The sequence below is a fragment of the Halorubrum sp. SD41 genome (assembly GCF_058630335.1).
This window is the reverse complement of record NZ_JBZVGZ010000007.1, coordinates 41,759-62,392: the sequence shown is the minus strand read 5'-3', so window position 1 is coordinate 62,392 and position 20,634 is coordinate 41,759. Positions and strand designations below refer to the sequence as shown.

The 20,634-nt window shown below is 70.0% G+C and carries 22 protein-coding genes; 11 read left to right on the top strand and 11 right to left on the bottom strand.

Features of this window, described 5'->3' with window-relative positions:
- Nucleotides 1-81: 81 nt before the first annotated feature.
- Nucleotides 82-2,067, bottom strand: a complete 1,986-nt coding sequence (locus AC4NMM_RS04450; RefSeq protein ID WP_096394126.1) for an aconitate hydratase — start codon at nucleotides 2,065-2,067, stop codon at nucleotides 82-84.
- Nucleotides 2,068-2,342: 275 nt separating this feature from the next.
- On the opposite strand from AC4NMM_RS04450, the gene AC4NMM_RS04445 reads away from it, so the two are divergent.
- Complete coding sequence (locus AC4NMM_RS04445) at nucleotides 2,343-2,816, top strand: deoxyuridine 5'-triphosphate nucleotidohydrolase (RefSeq protein ID WP_096394125.1); 474 nt, start codon at nucleotides 2,343-2,345, stop codon at nucleotides 2,814-2,816.
- A 54-nt stretch (nucleotides 2,817-2,870) separates the two neighbouring features.
- On the opposite strand, the gene AC4NMM_RS04440 is transcribed toward AC4NMM_RS04445, so the two are convergent.
- From AC4NMM_RS04440 to AC4NMM_RS04425, 4 genes are all read right to left on the bottom strand, one after another.
- A complete protein-coding gene (locus AC4NMM_RS04440; RefSeq protein ID WP_096394124.1) occupies nucleotides 2,871-3,245 on the bottom strand; it encodes a tautomerase family protein in 375 nt (124 codons plus the stop codon).
- A 338-nt stretch (nucleotides 3,246-3,583) separates the two neighbouring features.
- Nucleotides 3,584-4,948: an LLM class flavin-dependent oxidoreductase gene (locus AC4NMM_RS04435; protein ID WP_491923631.1), complete on the bottom strand. Its 1,365-nt coding sequence runs from the start codon at nucleotides 4,946-4,948 to the stop codon at nucleotides 3,584-3,586.
- A gap of 127 nt (nucleotides 4,949-5,075) precedes the next feature.
- Entirely contained in the window at nucleotides 5,076-5,483 is a 408-nt protein-coding gene (locus AC4NMM_RS04430; RefSeq protein WP_491923630.1) for a CBS domain-containing protein, read from the bottom strand.
- Between the two features lie 34 nt (nucleotides 5,484-5,517).
- A complete protein-coding gene (locus AC4NMM_RS04425) occupies nucleotides 5,518-6,474 on the bottom strand; it encodes a DUF5787 family protein (protein WP_096394121.1) in 957 nt (318 codons plus the stop codon).
- 123 nt (nucleotides 6,475-6,597) lie between these two features.
- Between AC4NMM_RS04425 and AC4NMM_RS04420 the strand changes: the two genes are divergently transcribed.
- The 3 genes from AC4NMM_RS04420 (at nucleotide 6,598) to AC4NMM_RS04410 (ending at nucleotide 8,534) form a co-directional block, all read left to right on the top strand.
- Nucleotides 6,598-6,981 (top strand): hypothetical protein, encoded by a 384-nt coding sequence (locus tag AC4NMM_RS04420; protein WP_096394120.1) that lies wholly within the window; start codon nucleotides 6,598-6,600, stop codon nucleotides 6,979-6,981.
- Nucleotides 6,978-7,625 (top strand): NUDIX hydrolase, encoded by a 648-nt coding sequence (locus tag AC4NMM_RS04415; RefSeq protein WP_491923629.1) that lies wholly within the window; start codon nucleotides 6,978-6,980, stop codon nucleotides 7,623-7,625. Before AC4NMM_RS04420 ends, AC4NMM_RS04415 begins: the two co-directional genes overlap by 4 nt.
- A 69-nt stretch (nucleotides 7,626-7,694) precedes the next feature.
- A complete protein-coding gene (locus tag AC4NMM_RS04410) occupies nucleotides 7,695-8,534 on the top strand; it encodes an NAD+ synthase (RefSeq protein ID WP_491923628.1) in 840 nt (279 codons plus the stop codon).
- 428 nt (nucleotides 8,535-8,962) lie between these two features.
- Here AC4NMM_RS04410 and AC4NMM_RS04405 read toward each other — a convergent pair whose 3' ends face one another.
- Complete coding sequence (locus tag AC4NMM_RS04405) at nucleotides 8,963-10,078, bottom strand: anthranilate phosphoribosyltransferase (protein ID WP_491923627.1); 1,116 nt, start codon at nucleotides 10,076-10,078, stop codon at nucleotides 8,963-8,965.
- Between the two features lie 128 nt (nucleotides 10,079-10,206).
- On the opposite strand from AC4NMM_RS04405, the gene AC4NMM_RS04400 reads away from it, so the two are divergent.
- The 3 genes from AC4NMM_RS04400 (at nucleotide 10,207) to ahbB (ending at nucleotide 12,245) form a co-directional block, all read left to right on the top strand.
- Nucleotides 10,207-10,698, top strand: coding sequence for a hypothetical protein (locus tag AC4NMM_RS04400; RefSeq protein ID WP_491923626.1), 492 nt, complete (start codon nucleotides 10,207-10,209; stop codon nucleotides 10,696-10,698).
- Between the two features lie 220 nt (nucleotides 10,699-10,918).
- Nucleotides 10,919-11,077: a DUF7317 family protein gene (locus tag AC4NMM_RS04395; RefSeq protein WP_172863941.1), complete on the top strand. Its 159-nt coding sequence runs from the start codon at nucleotides 10,919-10,921 to the stop codon at nucleotides 11,075-11,077.
- An 88-nt stretch (nucleotides 11,078-11,165) separates the two neighbouring features.
- Nucleotides 11,166-12,245: a siroheme decarboxylase subunit beta gene (gene ahbB / locus AC4NMM_RS04390; protein ID WP_491923625.1), complete on the top strand. Its 1,080-nt coding sequence runs from the start codon at nucleotides 11,166-11,168 to the stop codon at nucleotides 12,243-12,245.
- Between the two features lie 32 nt (nucleotides 12,246-12,277).
- Here ahbB and AC4NMM_RS04385 read toward each other — a convergent pair whose 3' ends face one another.
- The 3 genes from AC4NMM_RS04385 to AC4NMM_RS04375 all read right to left on the bottom strand — a co-directional run bounded on the left by AC4NMM_RS04385 (nucleotide 12,278) and on the right by AC4NMM_RS04375 (nucleotide 15,431).
- The gene (locus AC4NMM_RS04385) at nucleotides 12,278-13,057 is read right to left on the bottom strand and encodes a bacteriorhodopsin (protein ID WP_491923624.1); all 780 of its coding nucleotides are present in this window, start codon (nucleotides 13,055-13,057) and stop codon (nucleotides 12,278-12,280) included.
- Nucleotide 13,058: 1 nt separating this feature from the next.
- Nucleotides 13,059-14,744 (bottom strand): methyl-accepting chemotaxis protein, encoded by a 1,686-nt coding sequence (locus tag AC4NMM_RS04380; protein WP_096394113.1) that lies wholly within the window; start codon nucleotides 14,742-14,744, stop codon nucleotides 13,059-13,061.
- Between the two features lie 132 nt (nucleotides 14,745-14,876).
- Nucleotides 14,877-15,431 carry a DoxX family protein gene (locus AC4NMM_RS04375; RefSeq protein WP_491923623.1) on the bottom strand — a complete coding sequence of 185 codons (555 nt, stop codon included), beginning with the start codon at nucleotides 15,429-15,431 and terminating at the stop codon, nucleotides 14,877-14,879.
- Nucleotides 15,432-15,698: 267 nt separating this feature from the next.
- On the opposite strand from AC4NMM_RS04375, the gene AC4NMM_RS04370 reads away from it, so the two are divergent.
- From AC4NMM_RS04370 to AC4NMM_RS04360, 3 genes are all read left to right on the top strand, one after another.
- Nucleotides 15,699-16,505, top strand: coding sequence for an aldo/keto reductase (locus AC4NMM_RS04370; protein ID WP_491923622.1), 807 nt, complete (start codon nucleotides 15,699-15,701; stop codon nucleotides 16,503-16,505).
- A 91-nt stretch (nucleotides 16,506-16,596) separates the two neighbouring features.
- Nucleotides 16,597-16,782: a hypothetical protein gene (locus AC4NMM_RS04365; protein ID WP_491923621.1), complete on the top strand. Its 186-nt coding sequence runs from the start codon at nucleotides 16,597-16,599 to the stop codon at nucleotides 16,780-16,782.
- Between the two features lie 179 nt (nucleotides 16,783-16,961).
- On the top strand, nucleotides 16,962-17,369 hold the full coding sequence (locus tag AC4NMM_RS04360) for a DUF5790 family protein (RefSeq protein ID WP_096394109.1): 408 nt from the start codon (nucleotides 16,962-16,964) through the stop codon (nucleotides 17,367-17,369).
- A gap of 19 nt (nucleotides 17,370-17,388) precedes the next feature.
- Here AC4NMM_RS04360 and AC4NMM_RS04355 read toward each other — a convergent pair whose 3' ends face one another.
- Nucleotides 17,389-18,153 carry a creatininase family protein gene (locus AC4NMM_RS04355; RefSeq protein ID WP_096394108.1) on the bottom strand — a complete coding sequence of 255 codons (765 nt, stop codon included), beginning with the start codon at nucleotides 18,151-18,153 and terminating at the stop codon, nucleotides 17,389-17,391.
- Between the two features lie 106 nt (nucleotides 18,154-18,259).
- On the opposite strand from AC4NMM_RS04355, the gene AC4NMM_RS04350 reads away from it, so the two are divergent.
- On the top strand, nucleotides 18,260-18,598 hold the full coding sequence (locus tag AC4NMM_RS04350) for a DUF5789 family protein (protein WP_172863940.1): 339 nt from the start codon (nucleotides 18,260-18,262) through the stop codon (nucleotides 18,596-18,598).
- A 69-nt stretch (nucleotides 18,599-18,667) separates the two neighbouring features.
- On the opposite strand, the gene AC4NMM_RS04345 is transcribed toward AC4NMM_RS04350, so the two are convergent.
- Nucleotides 18,668-20,611 (bottom strand): ABC transporter ATP-binding protein, encoded by a 1,944-nt coding sequence (locus tag AC4NMM_RS04345; RefSeq protein ID WP_096394106.1) that lies wholly within the window; start codon nucleotides 20,609-20,611, stop codon nucleotides 18,668-18,670.
- Between the last annotated feature and the right edge of the window lie 23 nt (nucleotides 20,612-20,634).

Sequence of the window (20,634 nt, the reverse complement as noted above, 5' to 3'; positions counted from 1 at the left end):
ATGCGCACGGCCGCCGCTACGAGCACGGACGCGTCGAAAAAATCGGGAAACCGGACCGTCGAGTCTCGCGTGACAGCGCGCTCAGTCGTCGGCCGGCGCCGCGCCGGAGCCGCCGTCGGCGTGCTGCTGTTTGACCCACGAGAGCTTGCCGCCGGCCGCGAGGATGTCGCGCTCGCGCTCGGAGGCGTCGAGGTCGGCGGTGAACTCCCACTCGCCGTTGACGCTCACGGTGAACTCCTCCTGCCCGGAGCGGACGCCCGCGGGCACGTCGTCGACGATCTCGAGGTCGTCGCCCTGGTCGATCTTCTCGTACGTCTCCTCGTCGATCGCCAGCGGGACGATCCCGAAGTTGAAGAGGTTCGCCTTGTGGATGCGGGCGAAGCTCTGGGCGAAGACGGCCTCGATGCCGAGGTACATCGGACAGAGCGCGGCGTGTTCGCGCGAGGAGCCCTGGCCGTAGTTCTCGCCGGCCACGAGGACGCCGCCGTCGGCGGCGAGCGCGCGCTCGGCGAACGTGTCGTCGACGCGCGAGAGCGTGAACTCGGAGAGCTTCTCGATGTTCGAGCGGAACTTGAGGATGTCCGCCGTCGCCGGGATGATGTGGTCGGTGGTGATGTTGTCCTCCATCTTGAGGAGGGCCTCACCGCCGTCCACGTCGATGTCGTCTTTCAGCGGCACGTCGCCGATGTTCGGGCCCTTGACGAGGCCGTCGTCGATCGCCTCGTCGGGCGAGATGATGTCCGAGTCGTCCTCGCCCATGCCGGGGCCGTACTTCGTCCCCATCTCCAGGCCGGGCGCCTCGAGGTCGCCGAGCTCGTCCGCGAGGTCGCGCGGGTCGACGATCTCGCCGGTGATGGCCGCCGCGGTGGCGACCTCGGGCGAACAGAGGAAGACGGAGTCGTCCTCGATGCCGGAGCGACCCTCGAAGTTCCGGTTGAAGGTGCGCAGCGAGACGGAGTCGGAGGCGGGCACGTGACCGATGCCGATGCACGCGCCGCAGGTCGCCTCGGAGAAGTTGACGCCGGCCGCCATCATCTCCGCGGTCCAGCCCTCGCGGGCCAGCATCTCGGAGGCCTGCTTCGAGCCGGGCGCGACGATCATCTCGGTCTGCTTGGCGACCTCGCGGTCCTCCAGCATCTTCGCGCTGGGGAGGATGTCCTCGTAGGCGCCGTTGGTACAGGAGCCGACGATGACCTGCTCGACGTCGGTGCCCTCGTACTCGCTGACGGGGGCGACGTTGTCGGGCATCGAGGGCGCGGCCACGAGCGGTTCGAGCTCGTTTAAGTCGACCTCGATCGTCTCGGCGTACTCCGCGTCGTCGTCGGGCTGGAGGTCGACGTACTCCTCCTCGCGGTCCTGGCGCGCGAGCCAGTCCTTCGTCTTCTCGTCGGTCGCGAAGATCGAGGAGGTGGCGCCGAGCTCGGTGCCGAGGTTCGTGATCGTGGTGCGCTCGGGGATCGTGAGCTTCTCGGCGCCGGGGCCGGTGTACTCGAAGATCTTGCCGACGCCGCCCTTGACGGTCAGCTCGCCGAGCAGGTGGAGCGCGACGTCCTTCGCGGTCGCCCACTCGGGCAGCTCCCCTTCGAGGTGGACGTTGACGACCTCCGGCATCTCGACGTAGTAGGGGCCGCCGCCCATCGCGACGGCGATGTCGAGGCCGCCCGCGCCGATCGCGAGCTGGCCGAGCCCGCCGGGGGTCGGCGTGTGCGAGTCGGAGCCGAGCAGCGTCTTGCCGGGCGCCGCGAAGTTCTCCTTGTGGACCTGGTGGCAGATACCGTTGCCGGGCCGGGAGAAGTAGGCGCCGTACGTGCCCGCCGCGGAGCGGAGGAAGCGGTGGTCGTCGGTGTTCTTGAAGTCGAACTGGTACGTCTGGTGGTCGCAGTACTGCGCGGCCAGCTCCGTCTGGACCTCGTCCAAGTCGAGCGCCTCGAACTGCAGCCACACCATCGTCCCCGTCGTGTCCTGCGTCAGCACCTGGTCGATCTCGATGCCGATCTCCTCGCCGGGCGTCAGCTCGCCCTCGACGAGATGGTCATCGAGGATCTTCTCCGTAATCGTCTGTCCCATATCACGCGAAGATGGCCGTCCCGTGGATATAAAACCCGCGAGTTTCCCGAAGATCGACCGTGTTAGATCCCGCGATGCGGCAACGCTCGCTGTGATCCCCGCGTGATACCACGCACCGTGAAATACGTAGCCGTCCAGTGTATTTTAGGACATTAAACGCCTGAAACGGCCAAAATCGGGCCTCTCAGCGGTCACGGCGAAACCCGCCGATTCGACCGGTCTCGTCGCGCGCCGCGGACGACACCGTTTTGCCTCGCCCGCGGTTCCGGACGCGCATGTACGACTCGGGAGCCGCGGTCGCGGCGGCGCTGGAGGCGGCCGGCGCCGACCTCGACGAGGAGCAGCGACAGCCGAACGGCGTCGACCTCACCGTCGACGCGGTGTTCGCACAGACCGAACCGGGCCGGCTCGGGCGCGACGGGAAGCGCGTGGGCGAGCGGCGGGAGCTGGAGCCCCGGGGCGACTGCTACCGGCTCGAACGCGGGAGCTACGTCGTCCGCTACGGCGAGCCGGTGCGGATCCCGGAAGAGCGGATCGGGTTCGTCCTCCCGCGCTCGACGCTGCTGCGGAACGCCTGTACCCTCGACACCGCGGTGTGGGACGCGGGCTACGAGGGCGTCGGCGAGGGACGCCTCGACGTCGGCCACCCGATCGAGATCGAGCCGGGCGCGCGGATCGCGCAGCTCGTCTTCGCCGAGGCCGACCACGAGGGGACGTACGAGGGCGACTACCAGAAAGAGAACCTCTGAGCGGCGGTGCGGGCCGGCCGCGCTCGGGAGAGCGATCGAGGGGCGGCGGGCCGCCTACGCCCCGTCCCAGTCGCCGCCGACGCGGTCGACCCCCATCATGTCCTCGCCGGCGTGCTCGGTGAAGACGACCTTACAGTTCGGCTCGGGGACGCCGAACGCCTCGACCGCCCGCTCCATCACCGCCAGCGCGAACGCGCGCTTGTACTCGAAGGGCCGGCCCTCGCGGATCTCGGCGTCCAAGAAGAGGAGCGGTCCCTCGACCGCCCGCCCGATCGCCATCGCGGACGGCTCGTGTTCCGCGATCGTCACCGCGACGTGGCCCGCGCTCGTCTCCATCTCCTCGGTGTACCGGTCGGTGACGAACGCGACGAACGCCTCGCGCTCGGCGGACGACAGCGACAGCGTCGTCGCGAACTGTAAGAGCGGCATACCCGTGGCTCGAACGGGAGCGACTTCGCACTGTCGGCCTAGAGTAGTCGGTTACCGGCGGCTGCGCGAGCGAATCGCTCCGCGCGTAAAGGAACGAACGGCACGCCCGTGCCGGGAAAAGATGGCACGAGCGTGTCGTTCTGTAGGTCCCCGCTGACGCTTCGGCCCTCCAAGCGAAGCGTCACCTGAAACAAGCGGTGGTAGACACTTAAGCGTGCCGGGGGCGGCAGCGTTGTCGTATTAGTTAGCGGCAACGCGTTCACAACAGCTCGCTCACACGAGCCGCGAAACCACGCGAAGGCGTCCGGTCGGATCGGACTCCGAGCGGTCTCCGCGCGCTACTGCCGGGCGGGGTGGTCCCCGCGGAGCCCCGTCTGCCCCTCGCCGAGGAGCCGCTCGCGGAGCGTCTCGCCCGGGGGCTCGGCGTCGGCCGGGGGGACCAGTCCGCGCTCGCGAAGCTCCGGGACGACGAGGTCGACGAAGTCGACGAGCGAGTCGGGGCGGACGACCTCCTTGACGTTGAACCCGTGGACGCCGACCTCCTCGTGCCAGCGCTGGAGCTCGTCGGCGACCTGCTCCGGCGTCCCGACGATCTTCGGCGAGGTGGTACCGAGCCCGCAGAACTCCGCGACCTCGCGGACCGTCCACTCGCGGTCGGGCTGGGCCTTCGTGAACGCGTTCATCGTCCCCTGGATCGCGTCCGTCTCGATGTGTTCGACCTTCTGGTCGGGGTCGAGCTCCGAGAGGTCCATGTCGAGGAAGCCGGACAACAGCGCGAGCGTCGCCTCCACGTCGACGTGCCGCTTGTACTCCTCGTACTTCGCCTCCGCGAGCGCCTCCGTCTCGCCGACGACCGGCACCACGCCGATAAAGAAGCGGAGGCTCTCGGGGTCGCGGCCGGCGTCGGCCGCGCGCGACTTCACGTCCGCCATGTACTCGACGACGCCCTCCTCGGTCGGCTGGCTGGCGAAGACGGCCTCGGCGTTGCGCGCGGCGAACGACCGGCCGTGGTCTGAGGACCCGGCCTGGTAGATGACCGGGGTGCGCTGGGGGGACGGCTCGCAGCCGTGCGGGCCCGGCACCGAGAAGTGGTCGCCCTCGTGGTCGATGGCGTGGACCTTCTCGGGGTCCGAATACCGGCCGGCCTCGCGGTCGGCCTCGACCGCGTCGTCGTCCCACGACTCCTCCCACAGCTCGTAGCAGACGTCGAGGAACTCGTCGGCGCGGTCGTAGCGCGTCTCCTTGTCCATCCGCTCGTCCAGGCCGAGGTTCTCGGCGGCCGACTCCAGGTAGGAGGTGACGACGTTGAGCGCGACCCGCCCGTCGGTGAGGTGATCGAGCGTCGAGAACTCCCGCGCGAGCTGGTAGGGATGGGTGTACGTCGTCGAGCGCGTCACCGCGAAGCCGAGGTCGTCGGTGACCTCCGCCATCGCGGGCACGACGAGCTGCGGGTCGTTCGCGGGCGTCTGGACCGCCTTCTCGACGGCCGTTTCGCGGTCGTCGCCGTACACGTCGTAGATCCCGCGCACGTCGGCGAAGAACACGGCGTCGAACCCGCCCCGCTCGGCGGTGCGCGCGACCTCGGTCCAGTACTCGCGGTCGGCGTAGTCCGCCGACCGGTCGCCGGGGTACCGCCACGACCCGGGCGAGACGTGCTCGACCGAGGACATGGTGAAGAGGTTGAGATGTAGGTGATCGGACACGGACCTCGGTACGCGCTCCGGGGTAATACGGACACAGGAAGTGGCGGCACTTGTCGCTGTCGCGGACGGACGAGGGGACGCCGCGGCAGCGTCGACCGCCGCCGCGACCGGTTCGGTGCGGGACGCGCTACGCCGAGACCGACTCCGGCGAGGAGACGTACGCGGCGAAGTCGGAGGTGGTGATGATGCCGATGGGCGTCTCCCCGTCGACGACCGGCACGTGGTGGAAGCCGCGTTCGAGCATCGTCGCGGCGACGGCCGCGACGTCGTCCTGCGCGCCCGCCGTGATCGGGTCTCGCGTCATGTACCGCTCGACGGTCGTCTCGGCCTTCGGCCGGCTCTTCGCGACGATGTCGACGAAGTCCGTCGAGGTCAAGATTCCGACGAGGTCGCCGTCGCCGTCGACGACCAGCACCGAGCTGATGTCGTTCTCGAGCAGCACCGCGGCCGCGTCCTCGACCAGCGTGTCCGGGGTCACCGTGTGGAGGTCCGTCGACATCAGTCGCGCCACGAAGACGTCTTCGATCTCGTCCATACCGGAAGGACCCGCTCTCGCCGTATAAGCGTTCTCACAGGTACCGAGAGAGCCCGGACTGGCGGCGCGGTCCGCCCCCGTCGGGGTCCGCGACCCACGCCGTGCGCTCGTCGCGCAGGCGGTCGCGCTCCGCGTCCGGCGGGTCGGCGGGCTCGAAGGCCGGACACCCGCTCCCGCACTCGCGGCCGGGGTCGACCACGCGGTCGAAGTGCGCGCAGCGCGGCCGCCCGTCGGCGGTCGCCTCGCCGTGCGCGCACGCCGGCGGGTCGGGGCGCCACCCCTTCCCGTACGCGCGCTCGGCGATCCGCCGCCGTTTGCGGGCCTTCGCCTCGGGATCGACTAAGGCGACCTCCGTGCGGGAGGGGCGCTCCGCCCGGATCTCGACGCCGGGCGCGTCCGGGTCGAGCGGCGTCGGCTCGCGGACGACCTCGCGCGCCCCGGTCTCGGGGTCGAACCGCCAGACCCCGACCGCGTCGGGGATCCGGTTGAGGTGCGCGCGGGTGACGTAGGAGGCGGTCGCGAGGACGACCTCGTCGAACAGGCCGAGCGCCGCGTCGTACCGCAACTGCGCCTCCAGGTCGCCGGGCGTCCCGAGGTCGGGCTTGTTCTCGACGGCGACCAGCTCGCCGACCCAGTCCTCCGGGTAGCGGGCGGTGGCGCGCACGGCGTCCCGCCCGTTCCGCCGCTCGCGTTCGAGGTAGCCGACCTCGACCGCGCGCTCGACGACGGCGGCGGCCCGGTCCGGCGGGAGGTCGAACGCCTCGGCGACGGGCACGGCCTCGCCGGGACCCACGGCGGCCTCGATAGCGGGGTCCGGGATGCGCTCGGCGCTGATCGCGGCGCGGTCGTCGAAGCCCGGTCCCGGCGACAGCAGACAGCCGTCGACGATGCGCGTCCCCGGCGTTTCGACCCCTGCGCCGAGCTGGCGGGCGACGACGCGGTCGGGGGATTCGAGCGCGGCGCAGAGCGCCAGCTCGAACCGGTACTCCATACCCTCGGCAGGGCCGCCGCGGTATAAAACGCGTCGCCGCGCTGCGCCGGGTCCGGCCGCCGTTTCGCCGACCGCGCCCCCGCGGGTCGAAACCGGTATTCCCCGCGGGGCCGTACGGCGACCATGCGCCGGGTCACCCGGAACCTCCTCGTCGCCATCGCCCTGGTCGTCGTCGCGCTGCTCGCGCTCGGCGCCCTCCCCAGCTACCTCGGCAGCGGCGACCCGTACTACCTCACCGTCGAACCGATCGAGACGAACGGCACCGCCGCCGACGTGAACAACGTCTCCGACCGGCGGTACCCGTACCTGATCGGCGCGATAGAGAGCGACGACGGGCGCTCCGCGGGGTACCAGACCGGCCCGTACGGAATGAAGGAGTGGTTCACGCACACCCCGTTCGACGAGGTGGACGCGCTCACCCGGCAGGTGCCGGACGCCGCGACGGAGACCGGGGTGCGAGTGCGTCGCGACGGCCAGGCGTACCACGCGGAGGTGGTCCGCCCGTGACCGATGAGCGACCGGGCCCCGGCGCGGGCGACGGCCCCGCCGACCCCGACGCCCCGGCCGCCGACCTCCGCGACCTGCCGGCGTTCTCGGACGGCCGCAACCACTCGCTGCCGGGCGAGCCGGAGTGGCCGGTGACGGAGGTCGTCGTCGAGTACGACGAGGGGTGGTTCGTCGGCGGCTACGACCGCGTCGAGCAGCCCGACGGGACGGAGAAGAACTACTACTGGGCGGAGCTGTCGCCCGCGACGGTCGTCGTCGCGGTCGCCGACGACCGGGTGCTGTTCGTCGAGCAGTACCGCCCCACCGTCCGGAACACCCAGCTGGAGCTCCCCGCGGGGATCGTCGAGTCCGGCGAGTCATACACGGAAGCGGGCGCGCGCGAGCTCGCCGAGGAGACCGGCTTCGCGCCGTCGTCGACCTCGCTGCTCCAGGAGGTGTGGTGTTCGACCGGCGTGTTGCGCCACAAGCGCGGATACGTGTTCGCGGAGGGGTTAACGCCGGTCGACGTCGACCACGACAGCAACGAGTTCCTCGCCCCGCGGGCGGTCCCGGTCGACGAGGCGCTGGCAATCGCGCGCGACCCGCCGACGAACGACGCGACGCTGGAAGGGTTACTGTTGGCCGAAGAGGAAGGACTGCTGTAGAACCCGACACGCGTCCAGTTCCCCGCGCCGACGGGGAGGTATTAGTCGCCTCGGTCCCTCTACCCGCCCATGAGTCAGACCTCGGAGCAGTCGGTGCTGCTGTCGGACGACCCCCCGCTCGACCTCCGCCTCTCGGACACGGAGCTGGCGGCGACCCGCGAGCGCATCGTCTCGTTCATCCGCGACGTCGTCGACGACGCGGGGGCGGAGGGCGCCGTCCTCGGCCTCTCGGGCGGGATCGACTCGACGCTCACCGCCCACCTCGCGGTCGAGGCGCTCGGCGAGGAGGGCCTCCACGGGCTGACGATGCCCTCGTCCGTGAACGACCCGGACGTGATGAGCGACGCCGAGCGCGTCGCCCACGACCTCGGAATCGAGTACGACGTGGTCGAGATCCAGCCGATCGCGGAGGCCTTCTTCGACGCCTTCCCGGACGCGGCCGACGACCGCACCGCCGCGGGCAACGTCTACGTCCGCACCCGCGCCGTGCTGAACTACTTCGTCGCCAACGCCGAAAATCGGGTCGTCCTCGGCACCGGAAACCGCGCCGAGGCGATGACCGGCTACTTCACGAAGTACGGCGACCAGGCGGTCGACTGTAACCCCATCGGCAACCTCTACAAACAGCAGGTGCGCCAGCTGGCCGCGCACGTCGGCGTCGACCGCGACCTCGTGATGCAGGAGCCGACGGCGGGCATGTGGGAGGGACAGACCGACGCCGCGGAGATGGGGCTCGACTACGACACCGTCGACGCCATCCTCGCCGTCCACGTCGACGGCGGGCTCTCGCGCGCGGCGACGGTCCGCGAGCTCGACGTCCCCGAAGCGGCCGTCGACCGCGTGGTCGACCTCTACGAGCGCAGCGCCCACAAGCGGGCGATGCCGCCGGCGCCCGACCGCGACTTATAAGGAATCGACTGCGTCTCGACGAATACTTATAAAGAGGACTGCGGTGGCGCGTGCCCGCGAACGGCCGCCTTGGCGGCCGTGAGCGGCACCGCGCGAGGGAGTCGCGAACGCAGTGAGCGACGAGGCTGGGGAGGCGTGAGGCGCGGGGCGGTGCTGTGCGGGACGGGACTCAAAGGGGCAGTCGCGAGGGCGGCGCAGGCGACGCAAGCACCGCAGGAACGAGCGCAGCGAGTGACGAGGAGCGCAGCGAGCGTGCGTCCGCCTCGCAGCTGGGGCTTTGACGGAGTTCAACGCCGATCCACTATCAGCCATTTATAAGCGAACGACTGGCTCTTTGGAGGAATTCGTCGCAGAGTCGTCGATCACTTATAAATATCCGACGGAAACACCGATCGATCACAACCGGAACTCTGGGGACGCGACCGCTCTCAGAACTCCCGCAGTTCCTCTAGAACCTCGTACGCGGAGCCGTCGTCGATGACTTCGCGGGCCGCGTCGAGGCCCTCCTCGATCGAGTCCGCGTCCTCGCCGGCGTAGATCCGGAGCGCGGCGTTGACCGCGACCGCGTCCGCGAAGGCGCCGTCGCGCTCGCCGGCCAGCACCGCCTCGGTGATCGCGGCCGAATCGACCGCCACGTCGTCGACCGCGAGGTCCTCTTCTTCGAGGTCCATCCCGTACTCCGCGGTCTCGATCTCGAAGTCGTCGAAGGAGGCGCCCTCGCTGCCGGCTTCCTCCGCGTCGTTCCCGGCCGCCTCACCGCGGTCGCCCGCGTCCCACTCCGCGACCTTCGTGTAGCCGGGGCGGACGTCGTCGTACCCCTCCATGCCCTGGAACATCAGGACCCGGTCGAGGTCGTGGAACTCGCTCGCCACGAACGTGTCGACCACCTTCTTCGCGAACGCGAGGTGGTAGAAGGAGCCGAGGTGCGTCGAGGCGCCCGCGGGGTTCGCCAGCGTCTCGACGGTGTTGACGAACGTCCGGACGCCCATCATGTCGCGGCGGTCGAACAGGTCGTCGATCGCGGGGTTGAACGCGGGCTGGTAGTAGAAGCCGAAGCCGGTCTCGTCGACCATGTCGGCGGAGTCCGACGGCGTCAGCTCCGTGTGGACGCCCAGCTCGTCGAGGACGTGCTTGTAGGCGTCCTGCTTCTGGGTCGGGACGCGGTCGCCCGAGTGGACGACGACGGGCGTGCCCGCGGCGGCCGCGACCGCCCCGGCCGCGACGCCTAAGATTGCGGTCCGCCCCTTCCCGTCGTAGTTGGCGCCGCAGTCGACTGGGTCGACGTCGGGCTCGGCGTACTCGACGCGGTCGCACATCACGTCGACGTACGCGCCGAGCTCCTCGGGCGTGTTCCGCTTCCAGCGGTTCGCGAGCCAGAACGCCCCGAGCGTCGTCGGGTCCGGCTCGTCCGCGAGGATGCGCTCGAACGCCTCGGTCGCCTGCGCGCGCGTGAGGTCGTCGGCCGACTTGTGGCCGGAGCCGCAGACCTCGGTCATCAGCCGCTTGAGGGGCCAGTCGCCGAACTCCTGGGTCGCCTGAGCCATACGCGCCGTTCGGGTTCTCCGACGAAAAGTCCCCCGTTCGACTCCCGAGCGCTGGGAAGGGGACGGTACCGGATCGGACCGGATGCGGGCGCAGAAGATATTTATTTCGCCCCGCTGCGGGACAGATCGTGACCGATCAAGCCCCGAACGGCTCGGGTCGAAGCCCTACGGTCGAACGCCGATACCGAGCGACGAGGCGGGCGGTCCTCGCCGGCTCCACGCTCGCGCTCGGTGGCGTTTCCGGCTGTCTCGGGCGAGCGTTCCGCGACGACCTCCCGGCAGCGACCGTGTCGGTGCGGTCGACCGAGCGGGTCGACGACTCCGCACACGACGCGACCGTCGAGGTAGCCGACCGGACCGCGCGGATCGAGGGGCGGTTCGCCGCGCCGGTCGACTGCGTCGCCCTTGACGCGAGCGTGTTCACCTCGAGGCCCGACGAGGGCCTCGCAGTCGTGGAGATCGCGGCCACGGAGACCGAAGCGGGCTGTGACGGTCCCGCGGCCGTCGCGTACGAGGGCGAGATCGAGTTCGAGTTCACGGTCCGCGATTTCACCCTGATACACTATCTCCGCGACGACGAGAACCAAGTTAACGTGGCGCACTACGAGCGAGGCGACTGACCTCCGTCCCCGTTCGCGGCGCGCGCGAGCGACGAATACCGGTTAGCCGGCGGCTCGCGCCGGTTGCGTAACACACGATCACACATCTTAACAAGACGAACGTCTCTTTTTGACACAAAATAGAATACGCACGTACAACTCTATGCCGTTCATATTCTGTAACACTCTCTAAATAGCGTTAGTGTTATATATTCGTCCATCTACTAACTGGTTGTACCCGATGACGTCCAAATCCGTCGCCACCGCGCTCACGCTGTACCGCTCCCGCACCCTGACGCTCGAACAGGCCGCGACCGTCGGCGGCTGCTCGACGACGCAGCTGGAAGAGAGCGCCCGGGCGTTCGCGCCGACGCCGGGCGAGGCCCCCGCCGACGACTGACCCGCGCGCACGTTACCGGCCGGCGCGCTCCCGCTGACGATCGACGTCCTCCGAAACCCGTACGTACGCCCGAATCCTAACCCGCGTAATGAGTCTGGACGCCGACTGGCGGGCCGACCTCGACGCGGTCGACGCGGCCCTCATCGACGAGTACCAGAGCGGCTTCCCCGTCGAGTCGCGCCCGTTCGAGCGCGTCGCCCGCGAGATCAGCGCCGAAACGGGAGCCGATGTCGACGCCGACGAGCTCCTCGGCCGCGTCCGCGACCTGCGCGACCGCGGCGTGTTCCGGCGGTTCGGCGCCGTGCTCAACCCCCCGGTCATCGGCTCTTCGACGCTGGCGGCGGTGCGCGCGCCCGAGGACCGGTTCGACGAGGTCGCCGAGGTGATCAACGGCTACCGGCAGGTGAACCACAACTACCGCCGCGACCACGAGTGGAACCAGTGGTTCGTCGTCACCGCCGGCTCGCGGGAGCGACGGGACGAGATCCTCGCGGAGATCGAGGAGCGCACCGGCTGCGAGGTGCTCGCGCTCCCGATGCTCACCGACTACTACATCGATCTGGAGTTCCCCGTCGTCAACGGCGACCGATTTGCGAGAGAGTCCCTCGAAGAGACCGACGTGTCGGCCACCCGCATCTCGGAGGACGCGCGCGGCGACCTCACGCCCCTCGAAGCCGACCTCCTCCTCGCGATTCAGGACGGCTTCCCGCTGTCCGCGACCCCCTACGCCGACGTGGCGGACGAGATCGGCGCGAGCGGCTCCGAGGTTGACCCGACCGTCGACGAGGTGCTCGCGGCGGTCGAGCGCCTGCTCGCGGACGGCTGTATCAAGCGGATCGGCTGCGTCGTCAACCACGTCGTCACCGGGTTCACGAACAACTGTATGGTGGTCTGGGACGTGCCCGACGACGAGCTCGACGAGCGCGGCGAGGCCGTCGGGAGCCTCCCGTATGTCACCCTCTGTTACCACCGGCCGCGCCGCCCCGACCAGGGGTGGGAGTACAACCTGTTCACGATGATCCACGGCCGCGAGGCCGAGGCGGTCGACGCGAAGATCGACGAGCTGGCGGCCGATCATCTCCCGTTCGCTCACGAGCGGCTCTACTCGACTGAGACGCTGAAACAGACCGGCGCGCGGTACGAGGACCTCGTCTCGGACGGGGACTGAAGAAGTAGCGGGGAACGGGACCGGACTGCGGCTCAGTCGTCGCCGAGGGCGGTCGTCCGCTCTTCGGTCCCGGAGTCGGCGGCGACGAACTCGTCTTCGGCGGCGTCCACGCCGAGCCCGCCGTCGGCGCCGAGGCGGTCGAGCGCGTCGGCGCCCGCGACCGCGACGACGACGAAGCCGACCTTCGAGACGACGTCGAGGTAGACGAACACGAGCATCTCCGTCGCGGGCGTCAGCAGGCCGAAGCCTGTCGGCGCGAGCAGCCACACGACCGGGTACAGCGTCCACAGCACCACCGTGATGTTCCGGAGGGTGCCGAAGACCGCGCGGACCCGGTCGCCCTCCGCCGAGGCCGACCGCGGGAGCGAGACGAGGAGCCCGTAGACGAGCGCGAGGTACGCGACCCCGGCGACGCCGAAGGCGATCCACGAGACCGTTCCGCCGGTGGCGGCGGCGGCGATTCCGCCGGCGATGATCACCACGTCGACGCCGATCAGCCCGGCGAGCACGCGCCGGGACGGCCGCGCGAGCAGCCCGAGGTACAGCAGGATGAGCGGCGTCGTCACGAGCCAGTCGACGTACCGGACGACCTCCAGCTCGCCGGCCGCCGTCGACAGCGTGCCGACGCCGAGCGCCATCGCGAGGTACGCGAGCGCCGCGACGCCGGTGACGCCGGCGAGGGTGCCGTAGTAGACGGCGTGCGACTCGTCGGCCTCCGAGGACCGGGAGAACAACGCCCACAGCGGGGGAACCGTCCCGGCGCCCATCGCGAGGGCGCCGATCCACGCCCAGACGGCGGTGTCGACGAGCATCTCAGTTCACCCCCTCCTCGGCGGCCGCGTCGTCGTCTCCGACGGTCGCCTCCTCGTCTCCGCCGTGCGAGAAGTCGAACTCGGTCCCCTCGCCGTCCGCGGTCCCCCCGTCGGAGACCGCCGTGGCGGTCGCGTCCGCGCCGTCCGCGTTCCCGGCGAGGCCGTCGTCGGCCGCGAACTCGAAGTCGTCGACCGCGTCGCGCAGCGCGAGCGCGCGGTCGGAGAGCGACCCGGCCGCGTTTTCGACCGCCCCGAGGGTCCGTTCCTGTTCGTCGACCGCGCCGGTGACGTCGCCGGCCGCGCTGGCCGTCTGCGCGCTGATCGCGGAGACGTCCTCGACGTGACCGACGACCGCGTCGACGGAGTCCGCCTGCGTCTCGGTCGCGCGGGTGATCTCGGTCATGCTGGTGTCGGTGCGCTCGGAGGCCTCCGCGAGGCGTTCGAGCGCGTCGATCGACGTCTCGACGGTCTCGACGCCGGCGGAGATCCGCTGTTCGGTGCGCGCCATCGCGTCGGCGCCCGTCTCCGCGCGCTCCTGGACGGAGCGGATCCGGGCCTCGATCTCGCTGGCCGACTCCTGGGTCTCCTCGGCCAGCGCCTTCACCTCCTCGGCGACGACCGCGAAGCCGGCGCCCTCGGCGCCGGAGCGGGCCGCCTCGATGGAGGCGTTCAGCGCGAGCAGGTTCGTCTGCTCGGCGATCTCCGAGATGGTGTCGACCACCTCGCCGATCTCCTCGACCTCCTCGGCGAGCGCCTCGACCTCCGCGGTCGTCTCCGCGGTCGTCTCCTCGACCGCGTCCATCTCCGCGAGCGCCTCCTCGGCGGCCTCGCGGCCCTCCTCGCCCACCTCGGCCGCGTGTTCCGCGGTCTCCGCCACGTCGGTGACGGTGGAGGCGACCTCCTCGGCCGACGACGCGAGGTTCTCGGCCTCGTCGGTCGCCGCCTGGAGGTCGTCGCGCTGGGTGCGCGCGCCCTCGGCGATCTCCTCGACCGCCTCGCTCACGGTCCCGGTCGTCGCCCGCAGGTCCTCCGTGCGGTCGTCGACGGTCCCGGCCACGTCGGCGGTGTCCTCGGCGACGGTCGCGACGGACGCGACCGTCTCCTCTAACTCGTCGGCCATCTCGTTGAACGCGACGCCGACGCGCGCCATCGCCTCGTTGTCGACGTCGGAGTCGACCCGCTGGGTCAGGTCGCCGTCGGCGAGCGCGCGCATCGCCGACTCGTACTCGGTCGCCTTGCGCTCGACCGTCTCGGCGCGCGCGTCCGCCTCCCGCCGCGCCCCCTCCGCCTCCTCGCGAGCCGCTTCCGCGTCGGCGATCTCCGAGCGCAGCGAGCCGCGCATCTCGTCGAACGCCCGGAACAGCCGCCCGATTTCGTCGGTTCGGCCCGTCTCCAGTCGCACGTCGAGGTCCCCCTCGGCCATCCGCTCGGCCTTGGCCGTGAGCTGTCGCAGGGAGATGACCGTGTTCGATCCGACCGTGACGCCGATGAGCGCGAGCCCGATCACCGTCAACAGCGTCATCCCGACGAGCCCGGAGCGCACCGCTGCGCCCGCGGCGCCGGCCTCCTCCGCGCGGAGGTAGACGATGACACCGTATGAAACTGAAACCCCCATGACCCCGATCAAAGACAGCGCGAGCTTCGCGCCGTAACTCGACCGGATGCCGGAGGACGATCCCGCTTGCATGTGTATCGATCGACAGGGATCGTATCGGGATAATAACTGCTCCCCGAATATTAGCTGTGATAACTGTGATCGGCGCTGCGCCCGTTTAGCTCGCGGTTGGCGGCCGAATCGGCCAGGGAGACCGACCCCGCCTCATCCGAGGAGGTACCGCGTCCACGGGTACCGCTCGACGAGGGGCTGGCCGCCGACGTCGTACTCCTCGACGACCGAGTCGAGTCCGAGGATCCGGCCGGCGCCGAAGGCGGCGACCGAGAGGAACACGAGCATGTACGCGAAGTCGCCGTTGATGTAGCCGTGCGAGATGTCCCAGTTGCCGAGGTAGAAGAGGAGCATCATGAACGCCCCCCAGAACGCGGCGAGCCGCGTGAGGAGCCCGACGATCACGCCGAGGCCGATGAGGACCTCTCCCCACGGCACCGCGACGTTCACGAAGTCGACGAACAGCGCGTTCTCGCCCATCGCGGCGAACAGGCCGGCGGCCGGACTCCCGTTCGCGGCGGGCGCGTTCTGGAGGTACCCCGCGGCGCTGAACTCGCCGCTGAGGACCTTGCTGAGCCCGCTCTGGAGGAACGCGAGGCCGATCATCAGCCGTAACGCGAGGATGAACCAGACGCTGAGCGTGTGGAGCTTCCCCTCGACCGAGACGCCGCCGATCGTGCTTCGGAGCGCGACTTCTTTCGTTGACATACGTCCCCCGACTCTCGGAGGTAACTTAAATAGAACGGCGGATTCTCGGGCGGTACGAGCCGTTCGAGGCCGGTCTCGCGGTCTGTTCGGGGTCGCTCCCGCGATCTGTTCGAGGTCGCTCCCGCGATCTGTTCGAGGTCGCTCCCGCGATCTGTTCGGGGTCGACCCCGTGGTCTGTTCGAGGTCGCTCCCGCGATCTGTTCGAGGTCGCTCCCGCGTTCGTTGGCGACCGGTACGTTGAGGGCGTCGCCGTCCGCGTGGGGGACCATGGCAGACGCCTTCGACCGACTCGGGTACGGGACGTACGAGCTGGCCGCCGGCGAGGAGTGCGCCGCCGGCGTCGCCCACGCGATCGAGACCGGCTATCGCCACGTCGACACCGCGCAGGGGTACGACAACGAGGCGTCGGTCGGCGACGGGATCGACCGGAGCGGCGTCGACCGCGACGACCTCTTCGTCGCGACGAAGCTCTCGACGGACAACCTCTCGTACGACGACGCGGTTGAGACCGCCCGCGCCAGCCGCGACCGGCTCGGCGTCGACTCGATCGACCTGCTGTACGTCCACTGGCCGATCAACACGTACGACCCGGAGGAGACGCTGCCCGCGCTCGACGACCTCGTCGACGACGGCGTGATCGACCGGATCGGGCTCTCGAACTTCCGCCCCGACCAGCTCGACGAGGCGATCGACCGGCTGGATCACGACGTGTTCGCCCACCAGGTGGAGTGTCACCCGCTGCTCCAACAGGAGCGGCTCCGCGAGTACGCGGCCGAGGACGGCCACTGGCTCGTCGCCTACTCACCGATCGCCCGGAACCGCGTCGCCAACGTCGGCGCCCTTCAAGACGTCGCCGCGGCGCACGGCGCCACCCCCGCGCAGGTGAGCCTCGCGTGGCTGCTCTCGAAGGAGCGCGTCGCGCCGATCCCGAAGGCGGCCGACTTCGGGCACGTCGAGGAGAACTGGACCGCCCGAGAGCTCGACCTGACCGACGACGAGATCGCCCGGATCGACGCCGTGGACCGCGGTGAGCGGATCGTCGACTTCGAGGAGGCGCCGTGGAACCGGGGATGACCCTCTCGTCGCCCGCGCGCTCGGGAGCGCTCAATATCGGTATTGTCGCCTCATAGTCGGTTTTACCTTTCGACCGTGCCACGCACGAACCGTGCCGGACCCGGACCGAGACACCGTCCCCGACCGCGACTCCGGCCCCCGCGACTGCCCGGCCCTCCTCGCCGCCACGCCCGACGCGGAGGCGGTGTCCGACTGGCTCTGGACGCTCGCCGCCCTCGCGGGCCTCCTCGGACTCCTGCTGACGCTGATCGCGGTGGAACTGCTTGTCCGGCTCTGAGTCGCCGCTCCTCGTCCGGATCCGAGCCGCCGCCCGACACCTCTCCGCCGTCCGCGGCTCCCGGCGAACCGGAACTGAACGCGAAATCCCCTCGATCGGGCTTCGGACCCGCCCTCACCGCAGATTTCACTTTCGCTTTCGGGCGCGTTTTTAAAAGGTGCGGGCACGACGTGTCCGGTATGGGCCAGTCCACGTTCGACGACGACGACCTGTTCGGCGAGGCGGCCGAGGAGACCCGCGCGGAGGTCGAAGAGCACCTCGCGGCGGCGCGCGACCAGCTCCCCGACCCCGACGCGGTCTGGGAGACGGACGCGGACAACGTCCTCGGCGCGCTCAACGGGCTGAAGTCCGCCCTCGACGCCGGCGACGCGGTCGACAGCGTCCGCTCGGCGAAGAAGGCGTACGTCCTCGGCGAGCGCGCCGACGCCTTCGAGGACGCCGACGATTTACAAGAAGAGATCGAGGAGCTGGAGTCGCTCGTCGGCGACATCGAGGACGCCGCCGAGGAGGTGGCCTCGCTCACCGGCACCGTGCCCGCGATCCGCGGGGCGCTTCAGGACGCGGCGGACGACGCGGACGAGGAGTAGCGACCGCGCCGCGCTTCTTTTAAGTGGCGTCGCGGTCGACGACGGCCGCCGCCAGCTCCGCGAGCGCCGCGCTCGCGCGGTCGAGCAACTCCGTGCCGCGCTCTGCGTCTCCCTCTCGCGGGTCGCCGACGACGCCGTTGTCGGTGAACTCGTCGGAGTCGTGCGCGAGGTTCACCCCGGCGACCCACTCGCCCCACCGGTCGGCGGCGCCCGCGCTCGCCTCGCCGACCCGCTCCTCGCGGACCAGCTCCGGGTTCGTCGCGCGAAGCAGCGCCGTTTCCAGCGGGCCGGCGTGGCCCATGTCGCTCGCGTGGTCGCCGACCGCCTCGAACCAGGTGAACGCGACGCCGTACCCCGCGTGGGCGTCGTCGCGCGAGAACCGGCGGGCGACCTCCGCGAGCGCCTCGACGTTCCCCCCGTGGCCGTTGACGAACACGACGCGGTCGACCCCGTGCGAGGCCAGCGACTCGGCGGCCTCCCGGACGTACGCTCGGAACGTCTCCGGCGAGACCCACATCGTCCCGTCGAACGCGCGGTGTTCCTCGGCGACGCCGACCGGTACCGGCGGCGCGACCGCGACCTCGCCGCGAGACGCGTCGGCGTCGGCGCTCGCTCCCGCCCCCTCGTAGGCGTCGGCGCCAGCCTCCGCGACCGCGACGGCGTTCAGCGTGTCGGTTCCGAGCGGGGCGTGCGGCCCGTGCTGTTCCGTGCTGCCGACCGGGAGGAACGCGACGTCCACGTCGGCGTCGCGCACGTCGGTCCAGGCGACCTCGCTGAGGCGCATACCGTGACCTCGACGCGCGGCGCCGTATAGGCGGCGGTCACCCCCGACGACACGGCCGATCGGCCCGCCCGGCGGTCGCCGGGCACGCGGACGCTCCCGGGGTATTATGACCCTCCACGTGGATCGCGACCGCATGAGCGGTGACAACGCGGAACACGACCAGGAGGCGCACGGTTCGGCTCCCGCCGTGACGTTCGGCCCGCTGAAGCGGGCGCTCCGCGAACACCGCTACCCGGTAACGGCGGCGGAGCTGATAGAGCAGTACGGCGCCGCGAAACTGGAGACTCCGACGGGGACGGCGCGGCTCGACAGCCTGCTCGAAGGGAGCGAGGAGACGCAGTTCCGGGAGCCGGCTGAGGTCCGCGAGGCGGTCCTCGACGCGCTCGGCCACGCCGACGCGTCTCCGGAGGCGCCCGCGGACGAGTGGACCGAACTCCCGCGGTGACTCGGTCGTCGGGTCCCGCGGTCCCGACCGGTCGGTCCGCCACGTCGCCGCTGGCGGCCGCGGTCCCGGTCAGTCGTCGTCGCCCTCGGCGTCCTCGACGATCCGGGCGGTGCGCTCCTGGGCGCGGTCGATGAACTCCTGCGGGAGCTCGTCGATCTCGCCGGCCTGAACGCCCCAGAGGTGCGCGTACAGCCCGTCGTTGTCGAGCAGCTCGTCGTGCGTGCCGCGCTCGGCGATCTCTCCCCCCTCCAGCACGAGGATCGTGTCCGCGTCCTTGATCGTCGAGAGCCGGTGGGCGATCGCGAACGTCGTCCGGTCCGTCGTGAGTCGGTCGAGCGAGCGCTGGATCAGCATCTCCGTCTCCGTGTCGACGTCGGAGGTCGCCTCGTCGAGGATCAGGATGTCCGGGTCGGTCAGCACGGCGCGCGCGATGGTGATCCGCTGTCGCTGGCCGCCGGAGAGCTTCACGCCGCGCTCGCCGACCATCGTGTCGTAGCCGTCGGGGAGGTTCTGGATGAAGTCGTGGGCCTCGGCGGCCTCGGCGGCCTCGCGGACCTCCTCGTCGGTCGCGTCGAACGTGCCGTAGGTGATGTTCTCGCGGACGGTGCCGTAGAACAGGTACGACGACTGGCCGACGTAGCCGATCGACCGGCGCAGCGACCGCAGCGTCACGTCGCTGACGTTCTGGTCGTCGATCCGGATCTCGCCCTCGTCGACGTCGTACATCCGGAGGAGGAGCTTGAGCACGGTCGACTTGCCGGCCCCGGTGGGGCCGACCAAGGCGAGCGTCTCGCCGCCCTCGACCTCGAAGTCGATGTCCTCGACGATGGTCTCGTCGTCGTAGCCGAAGGAGACGTCGTCGTACACGACGTTGCCGTCCTCGACGACGAGCTCCTCGGCGTCGCGGTCCTCCGCCAGCTTCGAGGGCTCGTCCATCAGCCCGAAGATCCGCGCGGAGGAGGCGCGGGCGCGCTGGTACATGTTGATGATCTGTCCGAACTGCGCCATCGGCCAGATGAACCGCTGCGTGTAGAGGATGAACACGACGAACATCCCCTCGGAGAGCTCGCCGGTGAACGGCCCGGGCGGCCCCTGGAACACCCAGAGCCCGCCGACGATGAACGTGAGGACGAAGCCGATGCCCGCGAGCACGCGGAGCGCGGGGAAGAACTTGATCCGCGTCTCGATGGCGTCCCAGTTCGCGTCGAAGTAGTCGTACGAGACGTCGTCGACGCGGTCGGACTCGTAGGACTCGGTGTTGGCGGCCTTGATAACCTGGATGCCGCCGAGGTTGTTCTCCAACCGGGAGTTCATCTTGCCGACCGTCGACCGCACCTCGGCGTACTTCGGCTGGATGATCCGGATGAACAGGTAGGTGAACCCGGCGATGACGGGGACGGGAAGCAGCGCGACCAGGGCGAGCTGCCAGTTGATCCAGAAGAGGAGGACGCCGATCCCGACCACCATCACCGACAGGCGGAACACGGAGTTCATCCCGTCGTTGAGGAACCGCTCCAACCGGTTCACGTCGTTCGAGAGGATGGACATCATCTCCCCGGTCTGCTTGTCCGAGAAGAAGTCCATGTTGAGCCGCTGCATCTGGTCGTACGTGTCGGTCCGGACGTCGTGCTGGATGTTCTGCGCGAAGGCGTTGAACCCCCAGTTCCGGACCCAGTGGAAGCCCGCGCCGAAGGCGAACGCCCCGGCCAGCACCGCGATCGTGAACCAGAACTGCGCCGCCTGCTCCGTCGGGAGCCACGCGTCCGGCAGCAACACGAGCGGGATCTGCTCGTCGAACGCGGCCTCGCCGCGGAAGACCGCGTCGAGGGCGATCCCGAGCATCAGCGGGGGAAGCAGGTCGAGCAGCCGCGCGAAGATACTGGCGACGACTCCCACCGTCACCTGCGGGACGTAGTCGCGGCCGTACTCGACGAACAGCCGCTTCATCGGATTCTCGATCTTGTCCCGCTGCTCCTCGAAGGGATCGTCTTCCTCCCATTCGACGCCACTCATCACAGAGTCGTATCAGGTAAGAC

What these genes read in the sequence shown, in the direction of transcription:
- AC4NMM_RS04450 (WP_096394126.1), bottom strand. Translation starts at nt 2,067, where the DNA reads ATGGGACAGACGATTACGGAGAAGATCCTCGATGACCATCTCGTCGAG.
- AC4NMM_RS04445 (WP_096394125.1), top strand. Translation starts at nt 2,343, where the DNA reads ATGTACGACTCGGGAGCCGCGGTCGCGGCGGCGCTGGAGGCGGCCGGC.
- AC4NMM_RS04440 (WP_096394124.1), bottom strand. Translation starts at nt 3,245, where the DNA reads ATGCCGCTCTTACAGTTCGCGACGACGCTGTCGCTGTCGTCCGCCGAG.
- AC4NMM_RS04430 (WP_491923630.1), bottom strand. Translation starts at nt 5,483, where the DNA reads ATGGACGAGATCGAAGACGTCTTCGTGGCGCGACTGATGTCGACGGAC.
- AC4NMM_RS04425 (WP_096394121.1), bottom strand. Translation starts at nt 6,474, where the DNA reads ATGGAGTACCGGTTCGAGCTGGCGCTCTGCGCCGCGCTCGAATCCCCC.
- AC4NMM_RS04420 (WP_096394120.1), top strand. Translation starts at nt 6,598, where the DNA reads ATGCGCCGGGTCACCCGGAACCTCCTCGTCGCCATCGCCCTGGTCGTC.
- AC4NMM_RS04410 (WP_491923628.1), top strand. Translation starts at nt 7,695, where the DNA reads ATGAGTCAGACCTCGGAGCAGTCGGTGCTGCTGTCGGACGACCCCCCG.
- AC4NMM_RS04405 (WP_491923627.1), bottom strand. Translation starts at nt 10,078, where the DNA reads ATGGCTCAGGCGACCCAGGAGTTCGGCGACTGGCCCCTCAAGCGGCTG.
- AC4NMM_RS04395 (WP_172863941.1), top strand. Translation starts at nt 10,919, where the DNA reads ATGACGTCCAAATCCGTCGCCACCGCGCTCACGCTGTACCGCTCCCGC.
- ahbB (WP_491923625.1), top strand. Translation starts at nt 11,166, where the DNA reads ATGAGTCTGGACGCCGACTGGCGGGCCGACCTCGACGCGGTCGACGCG.
- AC4NMM_RS04385 (WP_491923624.1), bottom strand. Translation starts at nt 13,057, where the DNA reads ATGCTCGTCGACACCGCCGTCTGGGCGTGGATCGGCGCCCTCGCGATG.
- AC4NMM_RS04380 (WP_096394113.1), bottom strand. Translation starts at nt 14,744, where the DNA reads ATGCAAGCGGGATCGTCCTCCGGCATCCGGTCGAGTTACGGCGCGAAG.
- AC4NMM_RS04375 (WP_491923623.1), bottom strand. Translation starts at nt 15,431, where the DNA reads ATGTCAACGAAAGAAGTCGCGCTCCGAAGCACGATCGGCGGCGTCTCG.
- AC4NMM_RS04370 (WP_491923622.1), top strand. Translation starts at nt 15,699, where the DNA reads ATGGCAGACGCCTTCGACCGACTCGGGTACGGGACGTACGAGCTGGCC.
- AC4NMM_RS04360 (WP_096394109.1), top strand. Translation starts at nt 16,962, where the DNA reads ATGGGCCAGTCCACGTTCGACGACGACGACCTGTTCGGCGAGGCGGCC.
- AC4NMM_RS04355 (WP_096394108.1), bottom strand. Translation starts at nt 18,153, where the DNA reads ATGCGCCTCAGCGAGGTCGCCTGGACCGACGTGCGCGACGCCGACGTG.
- AC4NMM_RS04350 (WP_172863940.1), top strand. Translation starts at nt 18,260, where the DNA reads ATGACCCTCCACGTGGATCGCGACCGCATGAGCGGTGACAACGCGGAA.
- AC4NMM_RS04345 (WP_096394106.1), bottom strand. Translation starts at nt 20,611, where the DNA reads ATGAGTGGCGTCGAATGGGAGGAAGACGATCCCTTCGAGGAGCAGCGG.